General features: G+C 43.3%; 25 protein-coding genes. 15 read left to right on the top strand and 10 right to left on the bottom strand.

Going from position 1 to position 24458, the window contains the following annotated elements; translation table 11 throughout:
• Positions 1-155: 155 nt before the first annotated feature.
• Genes KVY11_RS07255 through KVY11_RS07235 form a run of 5 tightly spaced genes read left to right on the top strand, consistent with a single transcriptional unit; the run spans position 156 to position 3379 of the window.
• Positions 156-974, top strand: coding sequence for an ABC transporter ATP-binding protein (locus KVY11_RS07255; RefSeq protein ID WP_004691369.1), 819 nt, complete (start codon positions 156-158; stop codon positions 972-974).
• Positions 971-1750 (top strand): lipid asymmetry maintenance ABC transporter permease subunit MlaE, encoded by a 780-nt coding sequence (gene mlaE / locus KVY11_RS07250; RefSeq protein ID WP_004691368.1) that lies wholly within the window; start codon positions 971-973, stop codon positions 1748-1750. Before KVY11_RS07255 ends, mlaE begins: the two co-directional genes overlap by 4 nt.
• Entirely contained in the window at positions 1750-2424 is a 675-nt protein-coding gene (locus KVY11_RS07245) for an outer membrane lipid asymmetry maintenance protein MlaD (RefSeq protein ID WP_004691366.1), read from the top strand. The genes mlaE and KVY11_RS07245 overlap by 1 nt, the downstream gene beginning before the upstream one ends.
• 20 nt (positions 2425-2444) lie before the next feature.
• A complete protein-coding gene (locus KVY11_RS07240) occupies positions 2445-3080 on the top strand; it encodes a phospholipid-binding protein MlaC (RefSeq protein ID WP_004691364.1) in 636 nt (211 codons plus the stop codon).
• A gap of 11 nt (positions 3081-3091) precedes the next feature.
• On the top strand, positions 3092-3379 hold the full coding sequence (locus tag KVY11_RS07235; protein ID WP_004691363.1) for a lipid asymmetry maintenance protein MlaB: 288 nt from the start codon (positions 3092-3094) through the stop codon (positions 3377-3379).
• Between the two features lie 81 nt (positions 3380-3460).
• Here the strand turns inward: KVY11_RS07235 and KVY11_RS07230 are convergent, their stop codons facing one another.
• Entirely contained in the window at positions 3461-4474 is a 1014-nt protein-coding gene (locus KVY11_RS07230) for a CorA family divalent cation transporter (RefSeq protein WP_004691361.1), read from the bottom strand.
• A 152-nt stretch (positions 4475-4626) separates the two neighbouring features.
• On the opposite strand from KVY11_RS07230, the gene KVY11_RS07225 reads away from it, so the two are divergent.
• Both KVY11_RS07225 and KVY11_RS07220 read left to right on the top strand, forming a co-directional pair.
• The gene (locus KVY11_RS07225) at positions 4627-5226 is read left to right on the top strand and encodes a TIGR00730 family Rossman fold protein (protein WP_094148658.1); all 600 of its coding nucleotides are present in this window, start codon (positions 4627-4629) and stop codon (positions 5224-5226) included.
• A complete protein-coding gene (locus KVY11_RS07220) occupies positions 5223-5627 on the top strand; it encodes an NUDIX domain-containing protein (protein WP_218288542.1) in 405 nt (134 codons plus the stop codon). The genes KVY11_RS07225 and KVY11_RS07220 overlap by 4 nt, the downstream gene beginning before the upstream one ends.
• Here the strand turns inward: KVY11_RS07220 and KVY11_RS07215 are convergent, their stop codons facing one another.
• Both KVY11_RS07215 and recG read right to left on the bottom strand, forming a co-directional pair.
• The gene (locus KVY11_RS07215; protein WP_218288541.1) at positions 5628-6275 is read right to left on the bottom strand and encodes a ComF family protein; all 648 of its coding nucleotides are present in this window, start codon (positions 6273-6275) and stop codon (positions 5628-5630) included.
• Positions 6262-8307, bottom strand: coding sequence for an ATP-dependent DNA helicase RecG (recG, locus tag KVY11_RS07210; RefSeq protein WP_218288540.1), 2046 nt, complete (start codon positions 8305-8307; stop codon positions 6262-6264). Before recG ends, KVY11_RS07215 begins: the two co-directional genes overlap by 14 nt.
• Positions 8308-8340: 33 nt before the next feature.
• On the opposite strand from recG, the gene KVY11_RS07205 reads away from it, so the two are divergent.
• The 3 genes from KVY11_RS07205 (at position 8341) to KVY11_RS07195 (ending at position 10143) form a co-directional block, all read left to right on the top strand.
• On the top strand, positions 8341-9156 hold the full coding sequence (locus KVY11_RS07205) for an NAD-dependent epimerase/dehydratase family protein (RefSeq protein WP_218288539.1): 816 nt from the start codon (positions 8341-8343) through the stop codon (positions 9154-9156).
• 191 nt (positions 9157-9347) lie between these two features.
• The gene (locus KVY11_RS07200) at positions 9348-9581 is read left to right on the top strand and encodes a DUF6500 family protein (RefSeq protein ID WP_029575124.1); all 234 of its coding nucleotides are present in this window, start codon (positions 9348-9350) and stop codon (positions 9579-9581) included.
• Between the two features lie 184 nt (positions 9582-9765).
• A complete protein-coding gene (locus tag KVY11_RS07195; protein WP_029575123.1) occupies positions 9766-10143 on the top strand; it encodes a hypothetical protein in 378 nt (125 codons plus the stop codon).
• Between the two features lie 112 nt (positions 10144-10255).
• Here KVY11_RS07195 and plsB read toward each other — a convergent pair whose 3' ends face one another.
• Positions 10256-12829: a glycerol-3-phosphate 1-O-acyltransferase PlsB gene (gene plsB, locus KVY11_RS07190; RefSeq protein ID WP_218288538.1), complete on the bottom strand. Its 2574-nt coding sequence runs from the start codon at positions 12827-12829 to the stop codon at positions 10256-10258.
• A gap of 291 nt (positions 12830-13120) precedes the next feature.
• On the opposite strand from plsB, the gene KVY11_RS07185 reads away from it, so the two are divergent.
• Positions 13121-13993, top strand: a complete 873-nt coding sequence (locus KVY11_RS07185) for an acyl-CoA thioesterase II (protein ID WP_010327600.1) — start codon at positions 13121-13123, stop codon at positions 13991-13993.
• Positions 13994-14211: 218 nt separating this feature from the next.
• Complete coding sequence (locus KVY11_RS07180) at positions 14212-15471, top strand: dicarboxylate/amino acid:cation symporter (protein ID WP_205667566.1); 1260 nt, start codon at positions 14212-14214, stop codon at positions 15469-15471.
• A gap of 55 nt (positions 15472-15526) precedes the next feature.
• Here KVY11_RS07180 and KVY11_RS07175 read toward each other — a convergent pair whose 3' ends face one another.
• The 6 genes from KVY11_RS07175 to KVY11_RS07150 all read right to left on the bottom strand — a co-directional run bounded on the left by KVY11_RS07175 (position 15527) and on the right by KVY11_RS07150 (position 22288).
• Positions 15527-16471, bottom strand: a complete 945-nt coding sequence (locus KVY11_RS07175; protein ID WP_218288537.1) for a metal-dependent hydrolase — start codon at positions 16469-16471, stop codon at positions 15527-15529.
• Between the two features lie 140 nt (positions 16472-16611).
• A complete protein-coding gene (gene yihA / locus KVY11_RS07170; protein WP_218288536.1) occupies positions 16612-17472 on the bottom strand; it encodes a ribosome biogenesis GTP-binding protein YihA/YsxC in 861 nt (286 codons plus the stop codon).
• Between the two features lie 103 nt (positions 17473-17575).
• Positions 17576-18025 carry an Rrf2 family transcriptional regulator gene (locus KVY11_RS07165; protein ID WP_004977913.1) on the bottom strand — a complete coding sequence of 150 codons (450 nt, stop codon included), beginning with the start codon at positions 18023-18025 and terminating at the stop codon, positions 17576-17578.
• A gap of 89 nt (positions 18026-18114) precedes the next feature.
• The gene (gene hmpA / locus KVY11_RS07160) at positions 18115-19323 is read right to left on the bottom strand and encodes an NO-inducible flavohemoprotein (protein WP_058870354.1); all 1209 of its coding nucleotides are present in this window, start codon (positions 19321-19323) and stop codon (positions 18115-18117) included.
• 149 nt (positions 19324-19472) lie between these two features.
• A complete protein-coding gene (locus KVY11_RS07155; RefSeq protein ID WP_218288535.1) occupies positions 19473-21056 on the bottom strand; it encodes a helicase HerA-like domain-containing protein in 1584 nt (527 codons plus the stop codon).
• A gap of 8 nt (positions 21057-21064) precedes the next feature.
• Positions 21065-22288 carry a PLP-dependent transferase gene (locus tag KVY11_RS07150; RefSeq protein WP_218288534.1) on the bottom strand — a complete coding sequence of 408 codons (1224 nt, stop codon included), beginning with the start codon at positions 22286-22288 and terminating at the stop codon, positions 21065-21067.
• A 146-nt stretch (positions 22289-22434) separates the two neighbouring features.
• Here KVY11_RS07150 and KVY11_RS07145 point away from each other — a divergent pair, with 146 nt between their 5' ends.
• From KVY11_RS07145 to rplC, 3 genes are all read left to right on the top strand, one after another.
• Entirely contained in the window at positions 22435-23172 is a 738-nt protein-coding gene (locus KVY11_RS07145; protein WP_218288533.1) for a type 1 glutamine amidotransferase, read from the top strand.
• Between the two features lie 264 nt (positions 23173-23436).
• The gene (gene rpsJ / locus KVY11_RS07140) at positions 23437-23748 is read left to right on the top strand and encodes a 30S ribosomal protein S10 (protein WP_000070912.1); all 312 of its coding nucleotides are present in this window, start codon (positions 23437-23439) and stop codon (positions 23746-23748) included.
• 60 nt (positions 23749-23808) lie between these two features.
• Positions 23809-24447 carry a 50S ribosomal protein L3 gene (rplC, locus tag KVY11_RS07135; RefSeq protein ID WP_004691328.1) on the top strand — a complete coding sequence of 213 codons (639 nt, stop codon included), beginning with the start codon at positions 23809-23811 and terminating at the stop codon, positions 24445-24447.
• The last annotated feature ends 11 nt before the right edge of the window (positions 24448-24458 follow it).

Genomic DNA, 24458 nt, shown 5'->3' with positions numbered 1-24458 from the left:
TCATCTTATGTAGCTTGTTTTCGCAGTTCAAATAAATATAAATACAACCAACTGAAATCAATTCGTGCACAAAATTAGACACGGAATACGCTAACATATCGTTTTTTAATCCTTTATAGTATGCATGCTGAAAAAATGCAGGAAAACGCACAGCTATGAATAATCAAGCGCCTCTGACTGCTCAAGCCCTCATTGAGGTCAAAGACCTGAGCTTTAAGCGAGGGGAACGTGTCATTTATGATCAGGTCAATTTAAAAATTCGACAGGGTCAAATTACGGGCATTATGGGCCCATCAGGTACAGGTAAAACCACTTTACTACGTTTAATTGGCGGTCAATTGACTCCCGACCAAGGTGAAGTGCTTTTTGATGGGCAAAATATTGCGAAAATGTCACGCAAAGAGTTATTCGCTGCGCGTGCGCGTATGGGCATGCTTTTTCAAAGTGGCGCATTGTTTACCGATATGTCGGTGTATGAAAATGTGGCCTTTCCGATAAGAGCACATACCAAGCTGCCTGAGCATTTACTGTCAGAAATTATATCTTTAAAACTAGAGTCTGTCGGCTTACGTGGTGCAGAACAGATGATGCCTTCTGAGCTCTCAGGCGGGATGAACCGCCGTGTGGCTTTGGCACGTGCAATTGCACTCGATCCTGAGCTGATCATGTACGATGAGCCATTTGCAGGACAAGATCCAATTGTGAAAGGTGTACTGACACGTCTGATTCGATCATTGCGAGAAGCTCTTGATTTAACGACAATTATTGTCTCACATGACGTGGCTGAAACCTTATCGATCGCAGACTATATCTATGTTGTTGCTGAAGGTAAGGTGCAAGGTGAAGGCACGCCTGAACAGTTACAGGCGAATGCCTCTCCGTTTGTTAAACAGTTTTTAACAGGTGCAGTTGAAGGGCCTGTCGATTATCAATTTAGCCATAAGGCATATCTAAATACTGAGGTGCAAGCATGAATGCGATAGCACTCTTGGGTCGACGCGTGATTGAACGGGTTCGCGGCATTGGTGTTGCTAGCCTGATGTTATTACAAATTTTATTTTCGATGCCCACTGCTTTAGGTGTTCGGTTATTTGTTTATCAAATGTACCGTGTTGGGGTGTTATCACTGCTCATTATTGTGGTGTCAGGGCTATTTATTGGTGCGGTACTCGGGTTACAGATGTATAGCATCTTGGTGACCTTTGGTAGTGAAGCGATGCTAGGTACAGCGGTTGCTTTGACCTTACTTCGTGAGTTAGCACCTGTGGTTGCAGCATTGCTGTTTGCAGGTCGTGCGGGCTCTGCATTGACGGCTGAGATTGGCTTAATGAAAGCCACAGAGCAGCTGTCCAGTATGGAAATGATCGGTGTTGATCCACTTAAACGTGTAATTTCACCGCGACTTTGGGCCGGTATTTTTAGTTTGCCGATGTTGTCTGTCATCTTCGCTGCGGTGGGGATTATGGGCGGTAAAATGGTGGGTGTAGACTTCTTGGGTGCAGATGAAGGCTCTTACTGGAGTGGCATTCAAAGTAGCGTAGAGTTCTATAAAGATGTCCTGAATGGCACCATCATTAAAAGTTTTGTTTTTGCTTTAATTTGTACATGGATTGCGGTGTATCAAGGCTATGCCTGTGAACCGACATCTGAAGGTATTGCGACATCAACCACACGCACTGTGGTGTATTCATCGCTCTGTGTTTTAGGTTTTGATTTTGTGTTGACTGCGGTCATGTTTGGAGGTGTTTAATGAAATCACGTGCAAGTGAGCTGGCAGTCGGCATATTTGTCATTTTATTCGGTATCGCTTTGTTTTTTATTGCGATGCGAGTGAGTGGCTTGGTGGGATCAAATCTCAGTGATCGCTATGAAATGAGTGCAACCTTCGATAACGTAAATGGTTTAAAACCACGTGCGAAAGTGACGATGAGTGGGGTAAAAATTGGTCAAGTTGATCAAATTAGCTTAGACCCTGTGACACGTTTAGCGACGGTTTCTTTTTCTTTGGATGGTAAATTAACGACCTTTAATGCAGCACAACTCAAAGAAGTTGAAAAGAATGCACTTGAAGAGCTTCGTTACAGTAGCGACTATACCGCTGCGGATGCTGCGCAACAAAAAGAAATGGAAAAGCAACTTATTGCGAACATGAAGTCCATCACCAGCATTGATGAAGATGCTTATATTATGGTGGCAACCAATGGTCTGTTAGGTGAGAAATACTTGAAAATTGTTCCAGGGGGCGGTTTGAACTATGTGAAACGTGGTGAAAGCATTGGCAATACCCAAGGCACAATGGACCTAGAAGACTTAATTACTAAATTTATTACGGGTGGTGCAGGTAAATCGAAAGATGCTTCAGCAACAACTGAGCAACCTGAAACCGCTGAAACAGCAGATGCCAATGTGTCATTTGTTGAATGATTTGAAGAGGACCAATTGTAGTGAATACTTTATTGAAACAAACACTGACAGCTAGCATTTTAACTACAATGTTTGCAGGTACTGCTTTTGCAGCACCAAGTGAAGCACCACCTGCTTTTGTTAAAAAAGTGGCAGATGGCTTGATTGCGCGTTTAAAAGCGGATCATGCTAAGCTACAAAACAACCCAGCTGCTGTGAAAACGATTGTTCGTCAAAACTTAGACCCGTATGTGGATTCACAAGCGTTCTCTCGTATTGTGATGGGGACTTATGCAACCAATCAGTACAGTACAGCTGCACAACGCGCGAAGTTTGAAAATAATTTCCGTGAAACACTGATTGAAAACTACGGTACTGCATTTGCGAAGTTCAGCAATCAGACATATACCATCCGTCCGTATAAAGAAACCAATAGCAAAAACCCTGTGGTGACGATCGACTTTAATAACAAAGGCGAAAAAATCCCAGTGTCTTTCCAGTTGGCGGATAAAGGCAACCAATGGAAAATCCGTAATATCAATGTGTCGGGTATCGACCTTGGTTTACAGTTCCGTAATCAGTTCGCGGCAACGGTTAAACGTAATGGCGGCGACCTAGATAAAGCGATTGCAAACTTCCAACCTGATGCAGAAGCAGCGGTTGAAAAGAAAAAATAAGTAGGTGAAAGGTGATTAACTTTAGCAATCAGGAAATGCAGCTTTCAGGTCAGATTACATATGACAATGCTGAAAGCTACTATCAACAAGGTCTGAAGGTGATTCAGTCACAGTCTTATCCTGTGGTGGTGAATCTGGCCCAGCTTGAGCATGGTAGTACACTAGCACTGGCAGTATTGGTGCGTTGGTTGCGTCAAACACCCGATGCACATAGTTTACATTTTAAAGCTGTACCTGAAAAAATGATGAAAGTGATTCAAGCCTGTCATTTACAGGATGACTTAAAGTTAATCCCTTAAATAAAAAAAGCACCTTAAGGTGCTTTTTTTATATGTTGCGTTTCTTAAATTTATGAGGAAAATAAGTGTTTTAAGCTTTACTTAAATCCATTTCTTCCAGCGGAAGTAAATGAGCGGACCAATCAGGAACGCCATTAAGATCAGGCTCACCACAATAAAACTGGTGCCGCCTTTGGCAAAAGGCAACACATCGGTGTTCATGCCGTAAATACTGGCAATCAGCATTGGTGGAGCGAGCATACTGGGTAAGATAGAGAAGCGACGAATCGTGTCATTCTGCTCGGTGTTAATGAAGCCTGAGGTGGTGTCCAGTAAGAATCGTACTTTTTGGAACAAGAAGGCATCATGCTCAACCAGTGAGCGAACGTCTTCACTGAGCTCTCGAATGTCTGCATCATAAATATGACTGCCTAAAGCACGCGGGCGTGATAAAAAGGTCAGTACACGGCGTAAGTCAATCAAACACAACTGTGCTTTTCCAAGCATATCTTCCAAGTGTGCCAGACGGGTAATCATGTCATCTAAGTCGAGAATCATCTCGCGGTGACGGTTATTCAGCACTTCTGTGGAATACTTTTCCAAGTCCTTGTGGATATCTTCTAAGATATCCGCAAGCTCGTCCAGCTTCGCCTCGAGTAAACCGAGTAAGATCCACGTTGGATCTTTATAGTCGATTTCGTAGTCATTGCGGCGCGCACGCGCACGAAAGGCACGGAACGCTACCAGTTTTTCCCCGCGAAGGGTAAAGAGACGTTCTTTATGTAAAATGAAAGCGACAGTTTGTACCGTGGCAAGGGCACCGCTGCTTTCTTCAGGCTCACCATCGACTTGATAGTTTTTATTTTTCGTTAAAAAATACGTACTGATATGCAAAATACCGTCGTCATCACGGTAGAATCGAGCTGAAGATGAAATGTCTTCGAGTGATTTTAGCGTAGGTAAATTTTGTTCATATGCATCTAAAATCCACTGTTGTTCTTCTTGGGAGGGAGCAATGAGGTCAAGCCAGACCAAATCGGGCTGAAGATCGAAATCGCCATTAATGGTGATGTCTTCTAAGCTACCGCGCTCTGTGGCGTAAAAGGCTTCAAGCATGCCGTCTTTCTCCTTTGCGCAGTAATGGTTGAAGTGGATGGGTGTATTTTAGACAAGGATTGCAATAAAAACACTGATCGAATGGTTAAATTGCTAAAAAATATCCATTCATTTTAGTGAAGTTGCATGACAATTAAATATCAGAGTAAAAAATGACAAATTCAATTGCGATCTTTTGTGGTTCCGCATTAGGTTCAGATCAAATCTTTTCCGAAACAGCACGTCAGGTTGGACACACCATTGCAGAACAAGGCAAAACCTTGGTCTATGGTGGTGGTCGTTCAGGCTTAATGGGTATTGTGGCAGACAGTGCTTTAGAGGCAGGCGGTCAAGTGATTGGCGTGATTCCACATGTGTTGGTGGATCGTGAGTTGGCGCATCAAGGCTTGACTGAGTTACATGTTGTCAAAGACATGCAAGAGCGTAAACTGAAAATGTCAGCCTTGTCGGATGGATTTATTGCAATGCCAGGCGGTGCAGGGACTTTAGAAGAAATCTTTGAACAATGGACGTGGGCTCAGCTCGGCATTCACCTTAAGCCGAATGCCTTTTTAAATGTAAATGGCTTTTATGATGATTTACTTAAATTTCTGAAGATGACCACCAACAAAGGCTTTACCCATGCGCGTTTTACCGACAGCCTGATTGTATCGGATTCGGTGAAAGCCATTTTAAAGCAGATGGATCAGTTCCAAGCGCCTGAACCGAAGTGGGGCATGGTTGATCCTGAGTTGTTGGATGTCAAAGCATGAAGGTGATTACGGTCGCTGCTGCTATTATTGTGAATGAACAGCAGCAGCTTTTATTGGTGCGTAAGCAGAACACCGCGTGTTTTATGCAAGTTGGCGGCAAGCTTGAGCCCAATGAAGAACCTGAGCAAACCATGCTGCGTGAGATTCGGGAGGAAATTGGAAGTGCTGCGACGATTGAACAGTTTGTTGGTCGTTTTGAAACAGCCACCGCCAATGAACCTGATTTTAAATTGGTGAGCTATGTTTACCATGTTCAGCTTCAGCAAGCGCCACAAATTGCGGCTGAAATTGCAGAAATGAAATGGGTCAGTTTGAATGATCAGCAGACTGCACTTGCACCGCTAACCACCGAAGTGGTCATGCCATGGGTACGTGAACATTTGCTGATTGACGTAGTCTAATTATTTTAGTGCATAGGCAATACACGCGGCGCTGACTTTATGACAACCCAATTGTTCAAGCTGTAAAGTCAGTGCCTGAATCGAGCTGCCTGTGGTCACGACATCATCTAAAATCAAAACACGCCGATAGAGTTTTGCGTACTGACGTTGCTGTGGATCGATTTTAAACTGTTGATGAATTTGATCTAAGCGTTCCAGTCGACTGAGTCCTTTTTGCGAATGTTGATGCAGTCGTATCACAGGCTGCCAAATGGGAACATTGAACTGCTTGGCTAAGTCTTTGGCGAGGATCATTGATTGGTTATAGCCACGTTCTGCTAAACGCTGAGTCGAAATCGGCATCGGAACAATTGCTTGTACTTTAGGTAAGCGAATTTGCTGAATAATGCCTGACAGTAGAGGTTGCCAATGCACTTGTTGTTCATATTTGAACTGCTGAATAAGGTGATCTAAAGGATATTGATACTGTCCTGCGACATGAATACTCAGTTCTTGTTTTTCAACGGTCTGTGGATGCAGTGGGAGTTGTTGCCAGCAGTCCAGACAGACCGAATGCAGATCTGCTCGTACAATGCCACACAACTGACAAGGCTGTGCTTTGTGTAGCAACTGTTTGGCGGTGTGCAGTAAATGACTAAACATAGGCATAGCGTGGTGCTTCAGGCAGCCAGCGTTTCAGTAAGGCTTCAGCGTTTTTAGGATAGTCCTTTAAAATCTGCGCTGCGACAAAATGTGCTTGATTGAGCAAATGATCATCACGCTCCAGTTTGGCTACGCGAAAGCCCATATCACCCGTTTGTTTGGTACCGAGCAATTCACCGGGACCGCGAATTTCCAAATCTTTTTCGGCAATTAAAAAGCCATCATTGGTTTCACGCATGATGCGTAGGCGTTCTTGTCCATTTTGAGACAGCGGGCTTTTATATAGCAGGGCGCAAAAGCTGGCCTTGGCGCCTCTACCAACACGGCCACGTAATTGGTGTAATTGAGATAGTCCTAAACGTTCCGCATTTTCAATCACCATGATCGAGGCATTTGGTACATCGACTCCCACTTCAATCACTGTGGTCGCAATCAAGAGCTGTAATTCATTGGCTTTAAACTGTTGCATCACTGCTTGTTTTTCGTCGGCTTTCATTTTGCCATGTACAAGGCCAATGTTGAGCTCTGGGAAGCGTTCTTTAATTTCTAAATAGGTCGCTTCAGCAGCTTGAGCATCTAAGGTTTCAGACTCTTCAACCAAGGTGCAGACCCAGTAAGCTTGTTTACCTTCTAGACAGTTGCTGGCAATACGTTGTAGGACTTCTTCTCGGCGGTCGAGTGGAATAGTCACGGTTTGAATTGGCGTTCGTCCGGGTGGAAGTTCATCGATTACGGACGTGTCTAAGTCTCCATAGGCGGACATGGCTAAAGTCCGTGGGATAGGGGTTGCTGTCATCACCAATTGATGTGGGGTCATATTCTGCGCGCCTTTATTGCGTAGGGCTAAGCGCTGATCGACCCCGAAGCGGTGCTGCTCATCAATAATTACTAATCCAAGTTTGGCAAAGCGGACATTGTCTTGAAACAGGGCGTGTGTACCCACCACCAGATGCGCTGTGCCATCGACAATCGCTTGTTCGGCTGCGGCACGGGCTTTGCCTTTTTGTTTTCCTGAAAGCCAAGATACACTGAGTCCCAAAGGCTCAAACCATTTTTTAAAATTGAGATAGTGTTGTTCCGCCAAAATTTCAGTCGGTGCCATCAGTGCCACTTGCCAACCTTCTTCTAAGGCATGACAGGCTGCGACTCCTGCGACCAAGGTTTTGCCTGCGCCGACATCGCCTTGAACCAAACGTAACATTGGTTTATTGAGTTTTAAGTCTTGTACTATTTCTTTGGAGACACGCTTTTGTGCATTGGTCATTTCAAAAGGTAGGCTGCTGAGCAGTTGTTTGGCAAACTGACGACTGGCAGAAATACGTGGGGCTTCAATCTGTTGGATATAGGCACGACGGCTTAATAAACTGACCTGATGCGCAACCAACTCTTCAAAAATCAGTCGTTGTTGGGCAGGGTGTGAGCCTTGGCTCAGTTGCAGCATATTGGCATCTACAGGAGGGTGATGGATGTAATCCAACGCCTGTTTAAGTGCATAGCCATTGGTAAATTTTGTAGGTAGCAGTTCAGGTAAATCATCACTGTGCTTGGCTAAAGCCTGTTTGATGTATTCACGAAATTTAGGCTGAGTCAGACCTTCTGTGCTGGGGTAAATCGCAGTCAGTTGGGTTTGTGGAAGCGGCGTATGTTCTGTAATAAGTTGAATTTCGGGATGATACATTTCCAAGCCACGCGCACCCACACGGACTTCACCAAAAATGCGTAGACGATTACCGATCTTTGCACGGTCCGTTAAGCCTTTATAAATATGGTAAAAGCGCAAAGTCACTTTGCCAAAGTCATCTTGCAGTCCAATCGCCATCGATTTACGTTTACCCGGCGGAAAGTCCACGCCTTGAATCGTTCCTTCGAGTAGGTAGCTACGCCCAACCGTTAATTGGTTCATCGGTATGATCGTGCTACGATCTTCATAGTCTCGTGGCAGATGAAACAGCAGATCATCTGTAGTGAAGAGATTCAACTTTTCAAGTAGTGCAGCAGAGGCAGCTCCGACCCCCTGCAACTGATGGACTGCAGCCATGTCCCCTCAACTTTGTCTGTGATTTGGTGCTAAATGCATATTTTATTTATAGGTTATGGTAAAACATCTCAGCGTGTTGCTAAACAGTTATTTCAGCAAGGCCACCAAATTACCACAATTAGCCGAAGTCCGAAATCAGATGATTGGGCTGAGCATTTGATTCAAGATATTCATCAGCTGGATTTGTCTCAAGTCGCACCGATTGATGCGGTATATGTCTTACTCTCGCCTGAGAGCAGTACGGTGGAGGCGTATCAGCGAACTTTTGTAGACTCGATTGCACCCATGCTACATGCCTTAAAAAGTCATCCTTTAAAAAAAGTGATCGTAGTTTCTTCTACACGTGTCTATGGTGAAAGTGCAGGGGAGCGGGTTGATGATGACACTAGTCCCCAACCGAGCGATGTGCAAGGGCAGGTGCTATTGAACATGGAAACTTTGTGGCAACAGGCTTATCCATCTGAATGTGTGATTGTACGTCCAACAGGAATTTATGGGACTTCAGTTGCACGTATGATTAAACTTGCAGAAACCATAAAAACTTATCCCAAACTGCATTGGTCGAACCGAATTCATATTGATGATTTGGTTGCTTTTCTAGCACACTTGCTTCACGTGGAACATACTGAAAAGTCTTACATTTGCAGCAATAGCCAACCATTGCCCTTACATGAAATTATTCAATGGTTTCAACAGCAGTTAGGACTGCCAGTTTTGGTTCTGGAAAGTGCTGTGTCATCAGGCAAACAAATTCATGCTAGGCGTATGCAACAGATGAATTTTGAATTACAGCATCCACATTGCTTTAATGATTATTTGGCGTTGTTAGCAGAGCGTGAGTCAAAATAATTTTTTATTTTTACTCATAAAAAATGTGAAGCATCGTTTGGAAAATGGCTGTGGAACGTGAAGAATCATGACAAATCCGTTCCAGTGCGCTTAACCCTAGAACGGCTTTTATTAAGATATTGATGCTTATAGGAAAATTTTAAGAATTTCGTATAAGGTGTATTATGTTAATTTTAGAGAAAGTTAAAAATATGAGAAAAGAGTTAAGAGAAATATTTATTCATGGATGTAATGAGAAAATTGAGAAAAAAGGAGATAGCGTAGGTTTATCTTTCTATGCTTTTTTCAAGAGTAAAAATGATAATCCTGAGCTTTTAATGGAGGCAGCCAATTGGTGGATCATGCAACATAAATTAGATCATTTCGAAAAAGCTGTAAAAATTAAAGCTCTTGTTTTAAGTGAGTCTTCGCCTAACTTAACATAATGGCTGTTATACGAACAGCAAGAAGCCTAGATCCAGATCGTAGTTTTAAAATTTGGATCTATTTTTTCTTCTACTCGTTGTACATACTTTTACTATCGTTATATTAGTAATCAATAAAATCCATTTAAGTACAATAAGTATATGTTTATAATAGGGATAATAAAATTAATATATTGTGATTGATATGTCATTAAGTTCAAAAAAAATAGTCGAGTTTTCTATACTTACTATATTAGGTTTTACACTTTATTTCGGGGTTACCACTTACCATAATTGGAAATACAAACAGGCGTTAAAATCTGGTAATCAAATTCGTGAGTGTGGTGAATTTATTGAAAAAACAGAAATCGTCAAAGAGCGCTTTGGACGATCGGATAGTATTGAACCGATCTATACCTTCAAGAACTCACAAGGCAATTTATTCAGTTTTAGTGGTAGTAAACAAGTCATCAAGCACTTACCTAGACTTAATACATTACAACCACAACAGTCTATTTGCTTCCAATATGCAACGATATCGAAAGATAAAAATGATTTCTTTCCTCTCACCAATCTTTACTAAAAATTAGCTTATTTAACATAAATCTCTTATTCTAAATAGATTTTAATTTTTATTCATAGACTTAAAGCATAGGCACCTACATTTTGTAGATACCTATGCATTTAAGAAAAGATTACTTTTTCTTACGTTTCAAACGCTTCTTCGCTTGTTCAGCAGCCACTTTGTCTAGCGTATCTTTCAGTTCTTCATCGCTGAAAGTAGTGATGTGTTGCAACATTTGTAGCGTGACATCATCTAGTACCAAGTTGGCATATTGCGCAACGTTTTGGAAGTTCTCATCAAACACAATCGCGTTGTCTGAGTTGGTGCTGATATAACCCTGTTGCGTCAGCACTTTAATAAAGCTTTGGAACAGGGCTTTATCAAAGAATTCAGGTGAATTGAACTCATACAGGACAGATAGACGCTGACCGACCAAATGACTGAGCTCTTCAACCTGACGTGCTGAAATGTTCCCAGAGCCGCGCTGTGTAATCAGCGCAAGCGTCATATAGTAACGTTCGAGACTTTGCATTACTGGCGCTGCCAAGACCACCAATTGGTTATGATCTTCACTGTTTGGAGCAGGAGAAATCAAGTGGCCTTCGGCATCTTCAGAAATCAGTTTGGCTTGAATCAAACCGTCTACATAAGCGCAGATTTGATCTTTGAGTTCAGCATCTTCCCATTTTAAAAACAGTTCTGCTTTTAAGAATGGATATAGTGTGCGAATTACATTGATTAAATCACCACGGCCAATGGTTCCATTGTGTTCAACCAAAGCGGCAACGAGTGATGGCAAGACAAAGGCATGCAAAATGTTATTACGGAAGTAGGTCAGCAGTACTGCTTGATTGTCCGCAATCGCAATAATGTCACCAAGAACATGATTGACACGCTTGATCAGTTTCAGCTTTAAACCATAAGCAATGATTTCTTTACCTGATAATGGTGTGACCAAGAGGCGCTCATCATAAGGAAGTGTCGTCAACAACTTGCGATAGGTATCGAGCTGTTTGATACAGATTTCTTCATCCAGCGTATGCTTCTCAGTGGCCAATAGAACCAAAGACAGTAATGAAACAGGATTCACCACAGCCGCACGGTTAATATTTTCTAAAATTGCATGCGCAGAACTGTTGACTGCATCAGAGACTTCTTGCGGAATTGGATCATCATTTTTAGCAATTTGTACATTCTCAGCGCCATGCTTTTTCAGCATGTCATCTAAGAAGACCGGTTCACCAAAGTTGAGATGGACTTTTCCGAAAATACGTTCAATTTTGCGTAAAGTTTGCAGAATCCCAAAGACAGACTCGGCTTCTTTGGGTTTACCGTTCATCTCACCGACATAGGTTGCACCTTCCATCAAGCGTTCATAGCCAATATAGGTCGGAACAAAGACAATCGGTTTGGCACGACCACGCAAGTGACTGTGCACCGTCATGGCTAACATACCTGTCTTCGGTGGTAGCAGACGACCTGTACGTGAACGACCACCTTCGATGAAGTATTCCAAAGGCGTATTACGCGACAAAATACTGTATAGGTATTCTTTAAAGACCGAAGTGTAGAGCGCGTTACCGCGGAAAGTGCGGCGAATAAAGAATGCACCGCCACCACGTAGAATTTGCCCAACAAATGGCATATTCAGGTTATCGCCCGCAGCAATATAAGGCACCATCAAACCACGGTTATACACCACATAAGACAGCAGTAAATAGTCGATATGACTACGGTGACATGGGGTATACACAATTTCGTAGTCTTTAGCCAACTCACGAACTGTATTGAAGTTATGCACTTCAACCCCGTCATAGAGCTGGGTCCATAACCGTGCCAGCGCCATTTCCGCAAAACGGATGGTTGAGTGTGAATAGTCCGATACGATTTCATTGACATAACCAATGGCACGACGTTCAGCGTCCAACATGCTAATTTTGCCGCGGATACTTTCGCGGCGAATCGCATCTTGTACATCACTGGCTTTAATCAATGAATGCATCACGTTGCGACGGTCCGAAAGATCGGGACCGAGTACCGCTTCACGGTGTGCATCGAGCTGATTATTTAAGGTGTTTAGAATGTAGGTCGCAGGCGATAAATTCGGATAGGTGGTTTTTGCAAAGTCGACCAAAGCACGTAAAGATTGACTTTCATGAAACTCTAAAAATGACTGACGACCATGTAAACCGATATTCATCAGCTGTTTCACCGTACTTGGAGTTGCCCAAGTGTCGGTAAATAACAATTTAAACCAAGAGTCTTCTTTATCTGGTGAACGTCCCCACAGTACCGTCACAGGTACCAGCTCTACGTCTAAATCGGGTTGTTGTTCTAAAGCTTCAACTAGACGTAACAGGCGCGGTGGAAAGGTGTGTGGTGAAGGGTTAAGTAAATTATTTTCATCGTTATGCTGTAAAAACACGATCGATGCTTTTTCTTGATGCGTCCCCACGACCAAAGGATCGAGTGCAGGAGCAAGCTTTAAACGACGTGTTTCACCATCCACCAACAGCGCATTACTGCGTGAGTGATTTTGAAGCACATAACAGACAATTTTTTTGGGATGGCCTGAAGCTGCTGGGTCAGCATCTATTGCTGTCGGTTCTGTTGGAACCTCACCCAATACATGTGGGGTTACTATGAGGTCAAGAAGCTTACTGGAAAGCTTTCTATACATTTGACCAAAGCCACTTTTGGACATATACACTCCTGCTTAAATGACCAATCCCGCAGTTTGTCTGAAGGGGTATTTATTTTGCGTAATTGTAAACATAAACCGTATGTCATTTCCTGACAAATTTGTTTTATATGGTGAATTTTATCGTTAAAAATCGTATTTTTAGTCGGAAATAACGAAAAAAACTTATGACAACTCAGTCAAGCAATCTATAGGGTTTTAGTCTGAATTTATGGCAAAATAGATTTTAATATCGATATCATACCTCATCACTTTACAGAAAAATCTGGTCTCTCACCATTAAGTAGGTTGCTTATGAATGCCTTAACCCAAGAGTTGGTTGAATTACTGAGCCTCGAAAAAATTGAGGAAAATATCTTTCGTGGACAAAGCCGTAATTTGGTTGGGAAGCGTGTTTTTGGTGGGCAAGTCTTAGGTCAGGCCCTACGTGCGGCGTCATATACGACGGATCGTCCAGCTCATTCTTTACATGCATACTTTTTATTTGGTGGCGATGTGAACGCACCGATTATCTATGAAGTTGATCGAATTCGTGATGGCCGTAGTTTTGTCAGTCGCCAAGTGCGTGCTATTCAGCACGGTAAAACCATCTTTATGTGCATGGTGTCTTTTGCTGACAATGAAGAAGGGCTGAATTACCAAATCGGTGAGCCTGAGTATCCAGCACCAGAGTCTTTAAAGTCTGAGGCTGAACTGAAAAAAATGATGGTGGAATTTGTGCCTGAAAATGTGCGTGCAAGTTTCATGCGGGATCGTCATGTGGAAATTCGTCCCATCAATCCACAGAACCCGTATCAACCGCAGCCTGAAGCACCCGTATATGCGCACTACATTCGCACGCATGACCGCATTGCAGCAGAAGTGGATGAAATTTCATTGCATCAGGCGATTGCTGCATTCTATTCAGATTTCACTTTAATGACCACGGCACTGCGCCCACATGGTTTAAGTTATCTTTCGCCAAGTTTGCAGTGTGCGAGTATCGATCATGCTATGTATTTCCATAAACCCTTTCGCGTGGATGACTGGATGCTGTATGACATGGACGCCACAGTCAGTGCCAGTTCACGTGGTTTAAACTTTGGACGAATGTGGCAAAACGGTGAGTTGGTGTGTAGTACTACGCAAGAAGGTTTGATTCGGCTCCGTGAAATCGAAGCTCAATAAAGCCTAAGTACAGAAAAAGCTGAGTGATATGACTCAGCTTTTTTTATGACTGAAAGGCGGTCAGAGCAGAGCTAGGCGTTGAGCTTCAATTGTAATGGTCTCATCTTTTGGGGAGAGGTATATGGGGAAATGTGCAGTACTTGTGACAAAAAAATGCTCGATTCTAGTCCGTTCACATGGCATAGTTTCCCAAAGAAATCTTTGAAAAGCATGAAGCTATGAGCTTAAACACGCAAATTCTAATTGCAGCGATCTTCGGGGTCATCTTCGGATTTATTCTCAATCTTTTCCCGGGTACTGCTTTTTTAGAGATGAGTTTGTATGGAATCGGGGTGGTCAGCAGTATTTTTATTGGTCTATTAAAAATGCTCTTGATTCCTCTCATTTTTAGCTCAATTGTGGTGGGGGTATCCAACTTACAAGCGGGCGGCCAGCTCTCCCGTGTTTGGAAAATTACGCTGGCATGCTGTGTCACTACCACGACTTTGGCTTTGATATTGGGCTTAAGCTGCGCGCATTTATTTGAAGTCGGCAAAGGTGTCGATATCGCCATGTTTCAAGATGCCATGGCCGCTCATCAAACGCCAGATACGCTCACCCCATCTTCGTTTTTCACCAACTTTATTCAAAATACGCTGATTAACCCATTCAAAGCTTTTGCCGAAGGCAATGTTTTAGCGGTGGTGGTTTTTGCTCTGTTCATTGGAGTGGCACTGGTTAAAGGCGGCGAAAAATTCCGTACCGTGCGTAAGCTGAGTCAACAGTTCTTTGACATCATGATGTTGATGATTGGTTGGGTGATGAAGCTAGCCCCGCTAGGAATTTTTGCCTTACTCGCCAAGTTGATTGCAACCGAAGATATTTCGGTATTGAGTCGTTTGGCTGAGTTTGCGGCTGTGGTAACAGGTACTACCATTTTTCATGGTCTGGTGGTCTTGCCGCTATTACTGTGGATTTTTGGCAAGATGAATCCGATGACCTTTTTTAAAGGTACACGTGTGGCATTAATTACTGCTTTTGCCACCAGTTCAAGCTCGGCAACTATGCCTTTATCCCTCAAGTGTGCGCAAGAAAATCTTGGTGTACGTCCGCAAACGGCAGGCTTTGTGATTCCGTTGGGGACGCAGCTCAATATGGATGGTACTGCGCTGTATGAGGCAGCGGCGGCTTTGTTTATTGCCAACTTGATGGGACTAGATTTGACTTTGAGTCAGCAGTTGGTGGTGTGTCTGACGGCGATGATTGCTTCTTTAGGTGCTCCAGGGATTCCGAGTGCGGGCATGGTCACCATGATTATGGTATTGCAGTCTGTCGGGCTTCCTGCTGAAGCAATTGCGATTTTATTGCCGATTGATCGCTTGCTGGATACCGTGCGTACTGTGGTGAATGTACAAGGTGACATGATGATTAGTGTGGTGGTGGATCGACATACCAAGGATCTGGATGCACCTTTGCCTAATTTATCGAATCCGTCTTAAGTTTTGCTCTAAAATAAAAAAAGCAGCCGATTGAGCTGCTTTTTTATTTTAGGATTTAAGCGACTTTGAGCATGGCACGTTTAGCCGCTGGGGATTGGTCTAAGTAGGCAATCGCATCTTCTGTTTTGGCTTCGTGTACAGGGTCATACCACGGCACTAAATAGCCAAATTGCTGTGAGATGAGCCATAACGGACTTGGCAACACTTGATGATTCCGTTTAGAAATAGACAGCCACTCACGCCAAATCCAAGGTTTAAACAGACTGGGTTGAATCGACTTAAAGCGGTCATCTTGTTTCATAATATGGGCCGCACCATCGACCCATAAACCGAGAACGGCAGCGATCACCACCAGACTCAAATAATAACGCGCAATGTAGCCCCCGCCTAAATGTCGGTATAAATCAAATGCGACGGTACGGTGTTCAATTTCTTCTGCGCCGTGCCATTTGATCAAGTCTAACATCGCAGGGTCAGCGCCCATTTTTTCCCATTCGGTGTTGTCCAGTGCATATTTTCCAAGGACACAGGTCATGTGTTCCACCGTGGCAATAATACCGAGTCGAAACAGATCCCACTGGTGCTCAAATGCTTTGGGTACAGTGAGATCAAGCGGCTTATCGGCCAGTAATTTTCCAAATAAAAAATCCATCAACGCTAGATTACGGGAGACATCAATCTCTCTTTGGCTGAGATACTCTTTATTGGCTGAGTTGTGTGCCTGCGCATGCATGGCTTCTTGGCGGATAAAGGCTTGTACATCCTGCTTCAGTTTTTGATCGCTAATTTGCGGTAAAACTTTGTTATAGAGGCGGCAGAACCAGAACTCACCTGCGGGCAGGATCATATTAATTTCATTGATGAAATAGCTGGCAAAAGGTTGGTTGGGAATCCAATCAATCGGACTGTCTTGCCACTCAAACTTAACTTTGCGGGGCTTAATGGTGTAAGCAATAGAGGAACGAATTTTGTTTTTTTTCAATCGAGACCATAATTTCATATGCTGACCTATTTTTATATGTGTTGAATTTTTTCACGAGCTGAATAAAGTCAGTATAAAAAAAAGTCCCCGATTCCGATTAGCAATAGGGGACACAGATACAGCAATAGATGATGCTTTTTTAGGTTGGCGTTTAAAACTTAAGCCTCAGGCTGTGGTTTGGTTTCCACATCGTCTTCAGCATCAAGATCCATAACGGCTTCAGGATCTTCATCGAAGTCGTCTGCATCCAGCTCATCGGCTGTCGCATCTGGAATGCTGCTTAAGTCAAAATGTTGGGCTTGATCTAAAGTAAAATTCAGTCGTCCGCCCATCACACTTGCCAGTTCTTCTAGGCCTTGTTTATTGAGAGAAGAGAACAATTGAATTGAGAAATCAAGTTTCATCTTTTTCAATTGGGCTTTCACTTCTTGCAATGCTTTAGAGGCAGGGCCACGGTTGAGTTTATCGGACTTGGTCAGTAGCACATGCACAAACAATTTACGTGAATAAGCCCATTCCAACATCATCACGTCAAAGTGCTGTAGCGGATGACGAATATCCATCAACAAGACTAAGCCTTGTAAGCTTTTACGCTGAATCAGGTAATTTTCTAACTCTTTTTGCCACACGATTTTCATCGCTTCAGGCACGGCTGCATAACCATAACCGGGTAAGTCGACGAGACGTTGATCGGGATTACCCAGACTGAAAAAGTTAATCATCTGTGTACGACCCGGTCTTTTCGAGGCACGAGCCAATTGCTTTTGATTGGTTAAGGCATTGATCGCACTAGACTTACCTGCATTTGAACGACCCGCAAAAGCAATTTCATAGCCTGTATCTTCTACACACAGGTTGAGCTTTGGGGCACTCATTAAAAACTCTGCTTTACGCAGCCAGTTGAGAGCGCGCACAGCATATTCAGTAACTGCAGAATCTACCTTTTTTTCATAGCTAATTTTTTGCTTTGGGGCAGCAGCAATTTTACTGTTTTTGGATTTTCCTCGGCTGTGGTGCATAACTCAACTTCAATTTATGATCTACAATCAGCCATTATAATGGAAGTCGAGCAGGCAATCGACCTTTGCAGCGTAAAGTCCGCAATCTTGTCTATAAAAGACCTTAATCAGCAAGATTGATCAGGTTAATCGGCGAGTGGGTTGTGAACTTATTCTGAGCCTCAGTACCCAGTACATCCGCTAAGGTATATTGGTCTAAGCTGTGATAGAACTGATCCAACGCTTGATCTAAGATCCCTTTCAGTCCGCAATTTGAACGGAGTACGCAAGGTGGGGTGTTGCATTCCACAATGTTCTGATCTGCTTGTAAGACCCGCACAATCTCGCCCAGTCTTAAATGTAGGGTTTCTGGATTGAGTCGAATCCCACCGCCACGACCGCGTGCAGTAATAATCCACTGCTGTTTCGCCATAAAGTGTACGATCTTCATCAAGTGGTTTTCAGACACTTGTAGTGCTTGTGCCAGTTCTGCGATGGTATGCGGCAGCGCTTTCGGCTGTGAAACATACATCAGAATTCGCAAAGCATAATCGGTAAATTTATTGAGCTGCATGAGGGTACTGGTCGTTGATAAGCAAAAAAACAAAGGGCTAGTCTAGCATAACCTGACTAACCCTCTCTATTTTATGCCGATGGCATGGATTAGTGATGAACACCACCTGTGCCAAAAGCTTCACTGTGAATATTTTCGGCAGGAACACCACGAGCAATCAGGGCTTTTTGTTGCTCTGCCATAAATGGCATTGGGCCGCATAAGTAGTAGTCTGCTTGAACAGGTAGAATCGCGCTATCAATGGTACTCAAATCAAGGCGACCCTGCGCATCATAATCTTGACCCAAAACATCGCTTTGATGTGGGAACTCATATGCAGTAAAGGTACTTAAACGTGGATATTTGGCTTTTAAGTCATGAATATGTTGTTTCATGGCATGCACTTGTTTGCTACGGCAGGCGTGCACAAAAGTCACAGGCTCTGGCATATCCAAAGTCACCAATTGATTCAGCATCGCCACCATTGGCGTGAGGCCTACACCACCACTAATAAAGACATTGCGTTTATTTGGGTCAATCAGGTAGAAGTTACCTGTTGGTGCAGACACTTCAATTTCAGCACCTTCGGCTAAACCATGCAGAGTATTTGACACCCAGCCTCCCGCCAAATCACCTTTTTCATCTTCGCGTTTAACCGAGATACGTAAATAGTCAGCTTGAGGGCTAGTTGAAAGGGTGTATTGGCGAGGTTGTTTTAGACCAAGTTCCTCAACAAATACACGTACTGAAATGTACTGACCTGCTTCATATTTTGGTAAATCACCACCGTCCACAGGGGCAAGATAGAAAGAAGTGATTTCATCGCTTTCAACCACTTTCTTCGCGATTTTAAAGTTGCGCCAGCCTAACCAGCTCCCTTTGGTTTGTTGATGTTGCTCATAAATCGCTTTTTCAGTGCTAATGAATAAATCAGCCAATTGACCATACGCCGCAGCCCAAGCATCAATCAATGGATCCTCCATTGAAATACTTAAAACTTCACTAATCGAATGGAGGAGGTTTTCCCCAACAATATTGTAGTCGGGTGCTTGAATATTCAAGCTGACATGTTTGTGGGCAATCAGCTCAACCACAGGGAGTAATACTGAAGGATCTTCAATGTTTTCTGCATAGGCCAACACAGCACCCGCCAAAGCTTGGGCTTGAGCACCACTGCGTTGATGCCCCATATTAAAGGTTTCTTTTAAATTAGGATTGTTGCCTAACATGCGGTTATAAAAATAACCTGTGAGTGCGACACCATTTTCACGAAGGACAGGAACAGTTGCTTTTACAAGTTCAATTTGCTGCGGAGTCATGTTTGATCTCTCTTGGCTATCATTTATAAGATGTATTTAAAATATACCTTTAAAGATGTAATGTAAATACATCTTTTGGTAAAAGCTTAACTTTTATATGGGATATATGAATATCCCATAAATTTTGATTTTTAGATTTAAAAAGTAGATCACTTACGACCAAACAATGAGCCGAGTAAACCACGGACGATTTTTTGTCCCGTACTGCCCCCGAGACTACGTGCGGCGCTTTTGGCAAAAGTTCCTACTGTGTCTTGAATTAGCTTCTCACGCTGTTTTGCTTCACGTTCAGCTTCTTTTTGCTGTTCTTTCGCAATCCGCTCTTGCTCACGTGCTTGTTGCTTCGCTAGTGTTTCAGCTTCTTTGGCCTTCTGTTTCGCTAGCGCCTCTTGTTCTTTGGTTTGTTGTTTCTCTTGCTCTATCTGTACAGCTTGTTGTTGGCGTTCAACCACTTTATTTTGTAGAAGTTCAAAAGCGCTTTCACGGTCTAGGCTTTTTTCATAAATGCCTGCCACGATACTTTGTGAAATCAAGGCTTGACGTTGCTCTGGGCTAATCGGAGTGAAAGACGAATAGGGTGGCATCACCCATGCACGCTCTACGACTTGCGGCGTGCCTTGTTCATCTAGGCAACTAATTAAAGCTTCACCCACAGCTAGTTCAGTGATGGCTTGCTCAACTTTAAATTCAGGGTTGGCACGGAAGGTATCCGCAGCCGTTTTTACTGCTTTTTGATCTTTCGGGGTAAAAGCACGTAAGGCATGTTGTACACGATTTCCGAGCTGCCCTAACACGCTTTCAGGCAAATCCAGTGGGTTTTGCGTGACAAAGTAAATACCAACCCCTTTGGAGCGGATCAGGCGCACCACTTGTTCAATTTTTTCTTGCAGCGCTGCACTGGCATTATCAAACAGCAAATGTGCTTCATCAAAGAAGAACACCAGCTTGGGCTTGTCCATATCACCAACCTCAGGCAGCTGTTCAAATAATTCTGAAAGCATCCAGAGCAGAAAAGTGGCATAGAGCTTTGGGGTATTCATGAGCTTGTCTGCGGCTAAGATATTGATATAACCATGACCATTACTGTCGGTCTGAATAAAGTCAAGAATATTTAAGCTGGGCTCCCCGAAGAATTGATCACCGCCTTGATCGGCCAGTGCCAATAAATTCCGTTGAATCGCGCCAAGGCTGGCAGGAGATAGGTTGCCATATTCGGCTTTAAACTCTGCGGCATGTTCACTGACATAACCAATCATGGCTTTTAAGTCTTTAAAGTCGATCAGTAACATGCCTTGATCATCTGCAATACGAAATACCGCAGAAAGTACCCCTTCTTGGGTGTCATTCAAATTGAGCATACGTGCCAGCAACAGCGGGCCAATTTCGGTAATCGTGGTCCGAATAGGATGACCTTGTTCAGCAAATAAATCCCAAAACACCACGGGTGAGGCAGCAAAGGGAATGCTGTCGATGCCTAAACTTTTAATGCGTTCATCAAATTTTGGGTTGGATGCGCCTGCCTGCGCTAAGCTGGAAACATCACCTTTGGCATCGGCTAAAAATACGGGCACCCCGAGTCTGGAAAAACTTTCAGCCAACACCTTCAGGGTTACGGTTTTACCTGTCCCTGTTGCCCCTGCAATTAAGCCATGACGGTTGGCAAACTTCGAGTGTAGAACAACATCTTGTTGGGTATTCGTGGTTTTCTTGGCAATGATGATCGGGGTGCTCATACTTCTTCCTATTCAATTTTTTTGTGATGGTTATTCAGTTGTTTTAGTGCGTTTTCTATATCTTGAATTAAATCGGCAGGATGTTCTAGTCCTATACAAAAGCGAACCAATAAACCTTGTTGTAAATGTGTATGCTCAAGTGCACGCATGTCTTTGAGGTCATACAGCATCACCAAACTTACAGGACCACCCCAACTAAAGCCGAGTTTGAAGAGTGACAGGGCATCACAAAACTGACGAATATCCTGTAGATCAAATTCGGGCTTGAAAATGACACTGACCAAACCTGCACTGTGTTGATCGACACAAACGTCTTTCCAATATGAATGACCTGCAGCACTCGAGTCAGCAGGGTGTAATACCTGCACAAATTCGGGTTGTTGTTTTAGCCATGCCAGTAGCTGTAGCGCACTTTCAGACTGTGCGGCATACCGAACGCGCATTGATGCCAGACTGCGTTGGACTTGAGCAACATCATCCCCAGAGACGCTAATGCCTTGAATGGCATGCGTACGAAAGAGTTGATGATGTAAAGCTCGTTCGCGTGTCACGACTGAGCCCATTAAAATGTCTCCGCCGCCACTTGGGTACTTGGTTAAAGCATGTACTGTCACATCTACACTTAAGTGCTCATCACTAAAATCAAAAGCATTAAAGGCAAGGCCTGCGCCCCACGTGTTGTCTAAAGCAGTGAGCACATGATGTGCTTGTGCCTTTTTCACCAGTCCGACCAAATCTGGAAACTCCAGTGTGACCGAGCCTGCGGCTTCTAGCCAAATCAGTTTTGCTTTTTCTGTCGGTTGGAAAGAGGACACATTAATAGGGTTATAAACACGAACACCAATGCCATAGCGTTTTTCTAGATTACGAAGATGCTCCATGTTTGGCCCGTAAATATTATCTGCCACCCAAACTTCATCACCATGACTTAAAAAACATGAGTTCACTAGGTTGATGGCAGATAAACCACTCGGTGCGAGTAGGCAGTACCTTCCACCCTCAATTTGTGCAATGTTATCGCCCAATGTAAATGTGGTGGGGGTACCATGGGTGCCATAACTATAGTCATAGTCATCGGTCCAATGGCGATTAAACAGTGCATTGGTATCTTCAAAAATAATTGTCGATGCACGATACAGGGGAGGTTGAACTGTTGAGATGTACTGAGGCGCTTGTCTTGGTGCATGAACTAGGGCAGTTTGCGGATTTCTTTTCACGAATCGACTCTTCATAAAGCGCTAAATTGTTTTTAGCTTAAGAGAAAGTTTCTAAATAGGCGAGAAAATTGAACAAATGTGAATAAAGGTAAACAAAATAAAAAGTTGGCTTCAATTTTGCTAAATCATCGATAAGGATAGTAAAAAGAAGGCATAAGCGCATGACGTCGCATTTAAAAGTACATTATTTTCAGCATATTGCTGGTGAAGGGTTCGGCAGTTGCTATACATATTTAAAACAACAAGGTGCAGTGATCAGTGCAACAGAGTTTTTTGCTTTACCTATAGATCAAGCCTTAGAGATAGAAGCTTTACCGAGCATTGAGGATGTAGACTTACTCATTATTATGGGCGGTACCATGAGTGTGAATGATGAAGCGAATTTTCCATGGTTAAAGATCGAGAAGCGCTGGTTAAGGCGTTACTTGGCCGCAGGAAAACCTGCGATCGGTTTATGCTTGGGTGGGCAACTGATTGCCAATGCACTTGGAGCTGCAGTCAGCCGCAATGAACAACAGGAGTTGGGTTGGGCGACAGTACGTAAAATCCAACACGTCCCAACAGAATGCTTTGAATTGCCTGAACAGTTTAATGTGATGCAATGGCATAGCGAGACCTTTGAAATTCCAAAAGGTGCTGTACATTTGGCTGAAAATACAGTCTGTCGCAATCAAATGTACCAAATTGGAAAGAATGTATTGGGTTTTCAATTTCACCCAGAGATCGTGCCAGAAACCTTAGCACTTTTTTTGGAAAATGATGACGAGCTGAATAAGTTTTCGGGGCAATACGTGGCAACTGAGACTGAATTGAAAAAATCGCCAAAATTAAATTTTATTGAGGGAAATCAAATTCTTAATAGTGCAATTGATTATGTGTTGCGGCAAACAGTCTATTGATGCTTTTTTAAGCTACTGATAATCCAAACAAATTGAATATATTGTAAAAAATCAAAAATGGATTTGCTTATGCATTAAACAATGGCTATAATGAGCGACCCTTTAATGAAAGGGTGTTAACTGCGAATAAAGTAGTTAACATCGTGACAGTCGTGGCATCGATCATGACCTTAGTGATATTTCACTGCTCTTGACACTTACCTTTTAGTGGGGTGAGATGCGTCAGGAGTGATTCTTTATATATTTGGCTTGGAGTTTACTGGTATGTCTAACCAGAGAATTCGTATCCGTTTGAAGTCTTTTGATCACCGTTTAATTGATCAATCAGCTCAAGAAATCGTAGAAACAGCAAAACGTACTGGCGCACAAGTTTGTGGTCCAATTCCAATGCCTACACGCATTGAACGTTTTAACGTTTTAACATCACCACACGTTAACAAAGATGCGCGTGACCAATACGAGATCCGCACTTATAAACGTTTGATCGACATCGTTCAACCTACAGACAAAACTGTAGATGCATTGATGAAGTTAGATCTTGCAGCTGGTGTTGATGTTCAGATCGCATTGGGTTAAGGCTTTCGGGTTAATTAACGCTCTAAGTTAATTAGGCCGCTTTTTTAGAGGTTTATGCACATGGCTATTGGTTTAGTCGGTCGCAAGTGCGGTATGACACGTATCTTTACAGATGCTGGTGTTTCTGTGCCTGTTACAGTGATTGAGGTTGATCCTAACCGCATCACTCAAATCAAAACGCTTGAAACTGATGGTTATCAAGCGATTCAAATCACTACTGGTGAACGTCGCGAATCTCGCGTAACTAACGCTCAGAAAGGTCACTTCGCGAAAGCGGGTGTTGCTGCTGGTCGTCTAGTTCAAGAATTCCGTGCAACAGAAGCTGATCTTGAAGGTCGTGAAGTTGGTGGAACTATCGGTGTAGACATGTTCACAGTTGGTCAAGTTGTTGACGTAACTGGTCAGTCGAAAGGTAAAGGTTTCCAAGGTGGTGTTAAGCGTTGGAACTTCCGTACGCAAGATGCGACTCACGGTAACTCACTTTCTCACCGTGTTCTGGGTTCTACAGGTCAAAACCAGACTCCTGGTCGCGTGTTCAAAGGCAAAAAAATGGCTGGCCATTTAGGTGCTGAGCGCGTAACTGTACAGGGTCTAGAAATTGTATCTATCGACGCAGAACGTTCAGTTTTAGTAGTGAAAGGTGCAATTCCTGGCGCTACTGGTGGTGACGTAACTGTTCGTCCTACGATCAAGGCCTGAGGGGAAATAAC

The sequence above is a fragment of the Acinetobacter sp. CWB-G5 genome (genome assembly GCF_019209785.1).
GTDB classification, from domain to species: domain Bacteria; phylum Pseudomonadota; class Gammaproteobacteria; order Pseudomonadales; family Moraxellaceae; genus Acinetobacter; species Acinetobacter johnsonii.
This window is presented reverse-complemented; position numbering and strand designations above follow the sequence as displayed.

Bases quoted from the DNA above. Each gene is read 5' to 3' on its own strand.
- KVY11_RS07255 (WP_004691369.1), top strand. From the start codon at position 156: ATGAATAATCAAGCGCCTCTGACTGCTCAAGCCCTCATTGAGGTCAAA.
- mlaE (WP_004691368.1), top strand. From the start codon at position 971: ATGAATGCGATAGCACTCTTGGGTCGACGCGTGATTGAACGGGTTCGC.
- KVY11_RS07245 (WP_004691366.1), top strand. From the start codon at position 1,750: ATGAAATCACGTGCAAGTGAGCTGGCAGTCGGCATATTTGTCATTTTA.
- KVY11_RS07230 (WP_004691361.1), bottom strand. From the start codon at position 4,474: ATGCTTGAAGCCTTTTACGCCACAGAGCGCGGTAGCTTAGAAGACATC.
- KVY11_RS07225 (WP_094148658.1), top strand. From the start codon at position 4,627: ATGACAAATTCAATTGCGATCTTTTGTGGTTCCGCATTAGGTTCAGAT.
- KVY11_RS07220 (WP_218288542.1), top strand. From the start codon at position 5,223: ATGAAGGTGATTACGGTCGCTGCTGCTATTATTGTGAATGAACAGCAG.
- KVY11_RS07215 (WP_218288541.1), bottom strand. From the start codon at position 6,275: ATGCCTATGTTTAGTCATTTACTGCACACCGCCAAACAGTTGCTACAC.
- recG (WP_218288540.1), bottom strand. From the start codon at position 8,307: ATGGCTGCAGTCCATCAGTTGCAGGGGGTCGGAGCTGCCTCTGCTGCA.
- KVY11_RS07205 (WP_218288539.1), top strand. From the start codon at position 8,341: ATGCATATTTTATTTATAGGTTATGGTAAAACATCTCAGCGTGTTGCT.
- KVY11_RS07200 (WP_029575124.1), top strand. From the start codon at position 9,348: ATGAGAAAAGAGTTAAGAGAAATATTTATTCATGGATGTAATGAGAAA.
- KVY11_RS07195 (WP_029575123.1), top strand. From the start codon at position 9,766: ATGTCATTAAGTTCAAAAAAAATAGTCGAGTTTTCTATACTTACTATA.
- plsB (WP_218288538.1), bottom strand. From the start codon at position 12,829: ATGTCCAAAAGTGGCTTTGGTCAAATGTATAGAAAGCTTTCCAGTAAG.
- KVY11_RS07185 (WP_010327600.1), top strand. From the start codon at position 13,121: ATGAATGCCTTAACCCAAGAGTTGGTTGAATTACTGAGCCTCGAAAAA.
- KVY11_RS07180 (WP_205667566.1), top strand. From the start codon at position 14,212: ATGAGCTTAAACACGCAAATTCTAATTGCAGCGATCTTCGGGGTCATC.
- KVY11_RS07175 (WP_218288537.1), bottom strand. From the start codon at position 16,471: ATGAAATTATGGTCTCGATTGAAAAAAAACAAAATTCGTTCCTCTATT.
- yihA (WP_218288536.1), bottom strand. From the start codon at position 17,472: ATGCACCACAGCCGAGGAAAATCCAAAAACAGTAAAATTGCTGCTGCC.
- KVY11_RS07165 (WP_004977913.1), bottom strand. From the start codon at position 18,025: ATGCAGCTCAATAAATTTACCGATTATGCTTTGCGAATTCTGATGTAT.
- hmpA (WP_058870354.1), bottom strand. From the start codon at position 19,323: ATGACTCCGCAGCAAATTGAACTTGTAAAAGCAACTGTTCCTGTCCTT.
- KVY11_RS07155 (WP_218288535.1), bottom strand. From the start codon at position 21,056: ATGAGCACCCCGATCATCATTGCCAAGAAAACCACGAATACCCAACAA.
- KVY11_RS07150 (WP_218288534.1), bottom strand. From the start codon at position 22,288: ATGAAGAGTCGATTCGTGAAAAGAAATCCGCAAACTGCCCTAGTTCAT.
- KVY11_RS07145 (WP_218288533.1), top strand. From the start codon at position 22,435: ATGACGTCGCATTTAAAAGTACATTATTTTCAGCATATTGCTGGTGAA.
- rpsJ (WP_000070912.1), top strand. From the start codon at position 23,437: ATGTCTAACCAGAGAATTCGTATCCGTTTGAAGTCTTTTGATCACCGT.
- rplC (WP_004691328.1), top strand. From the start codon at position 23,809: ATGGCTATTGGTTTAGTCGGTCGCAAGTGCGGTATGACACGTATCTTT.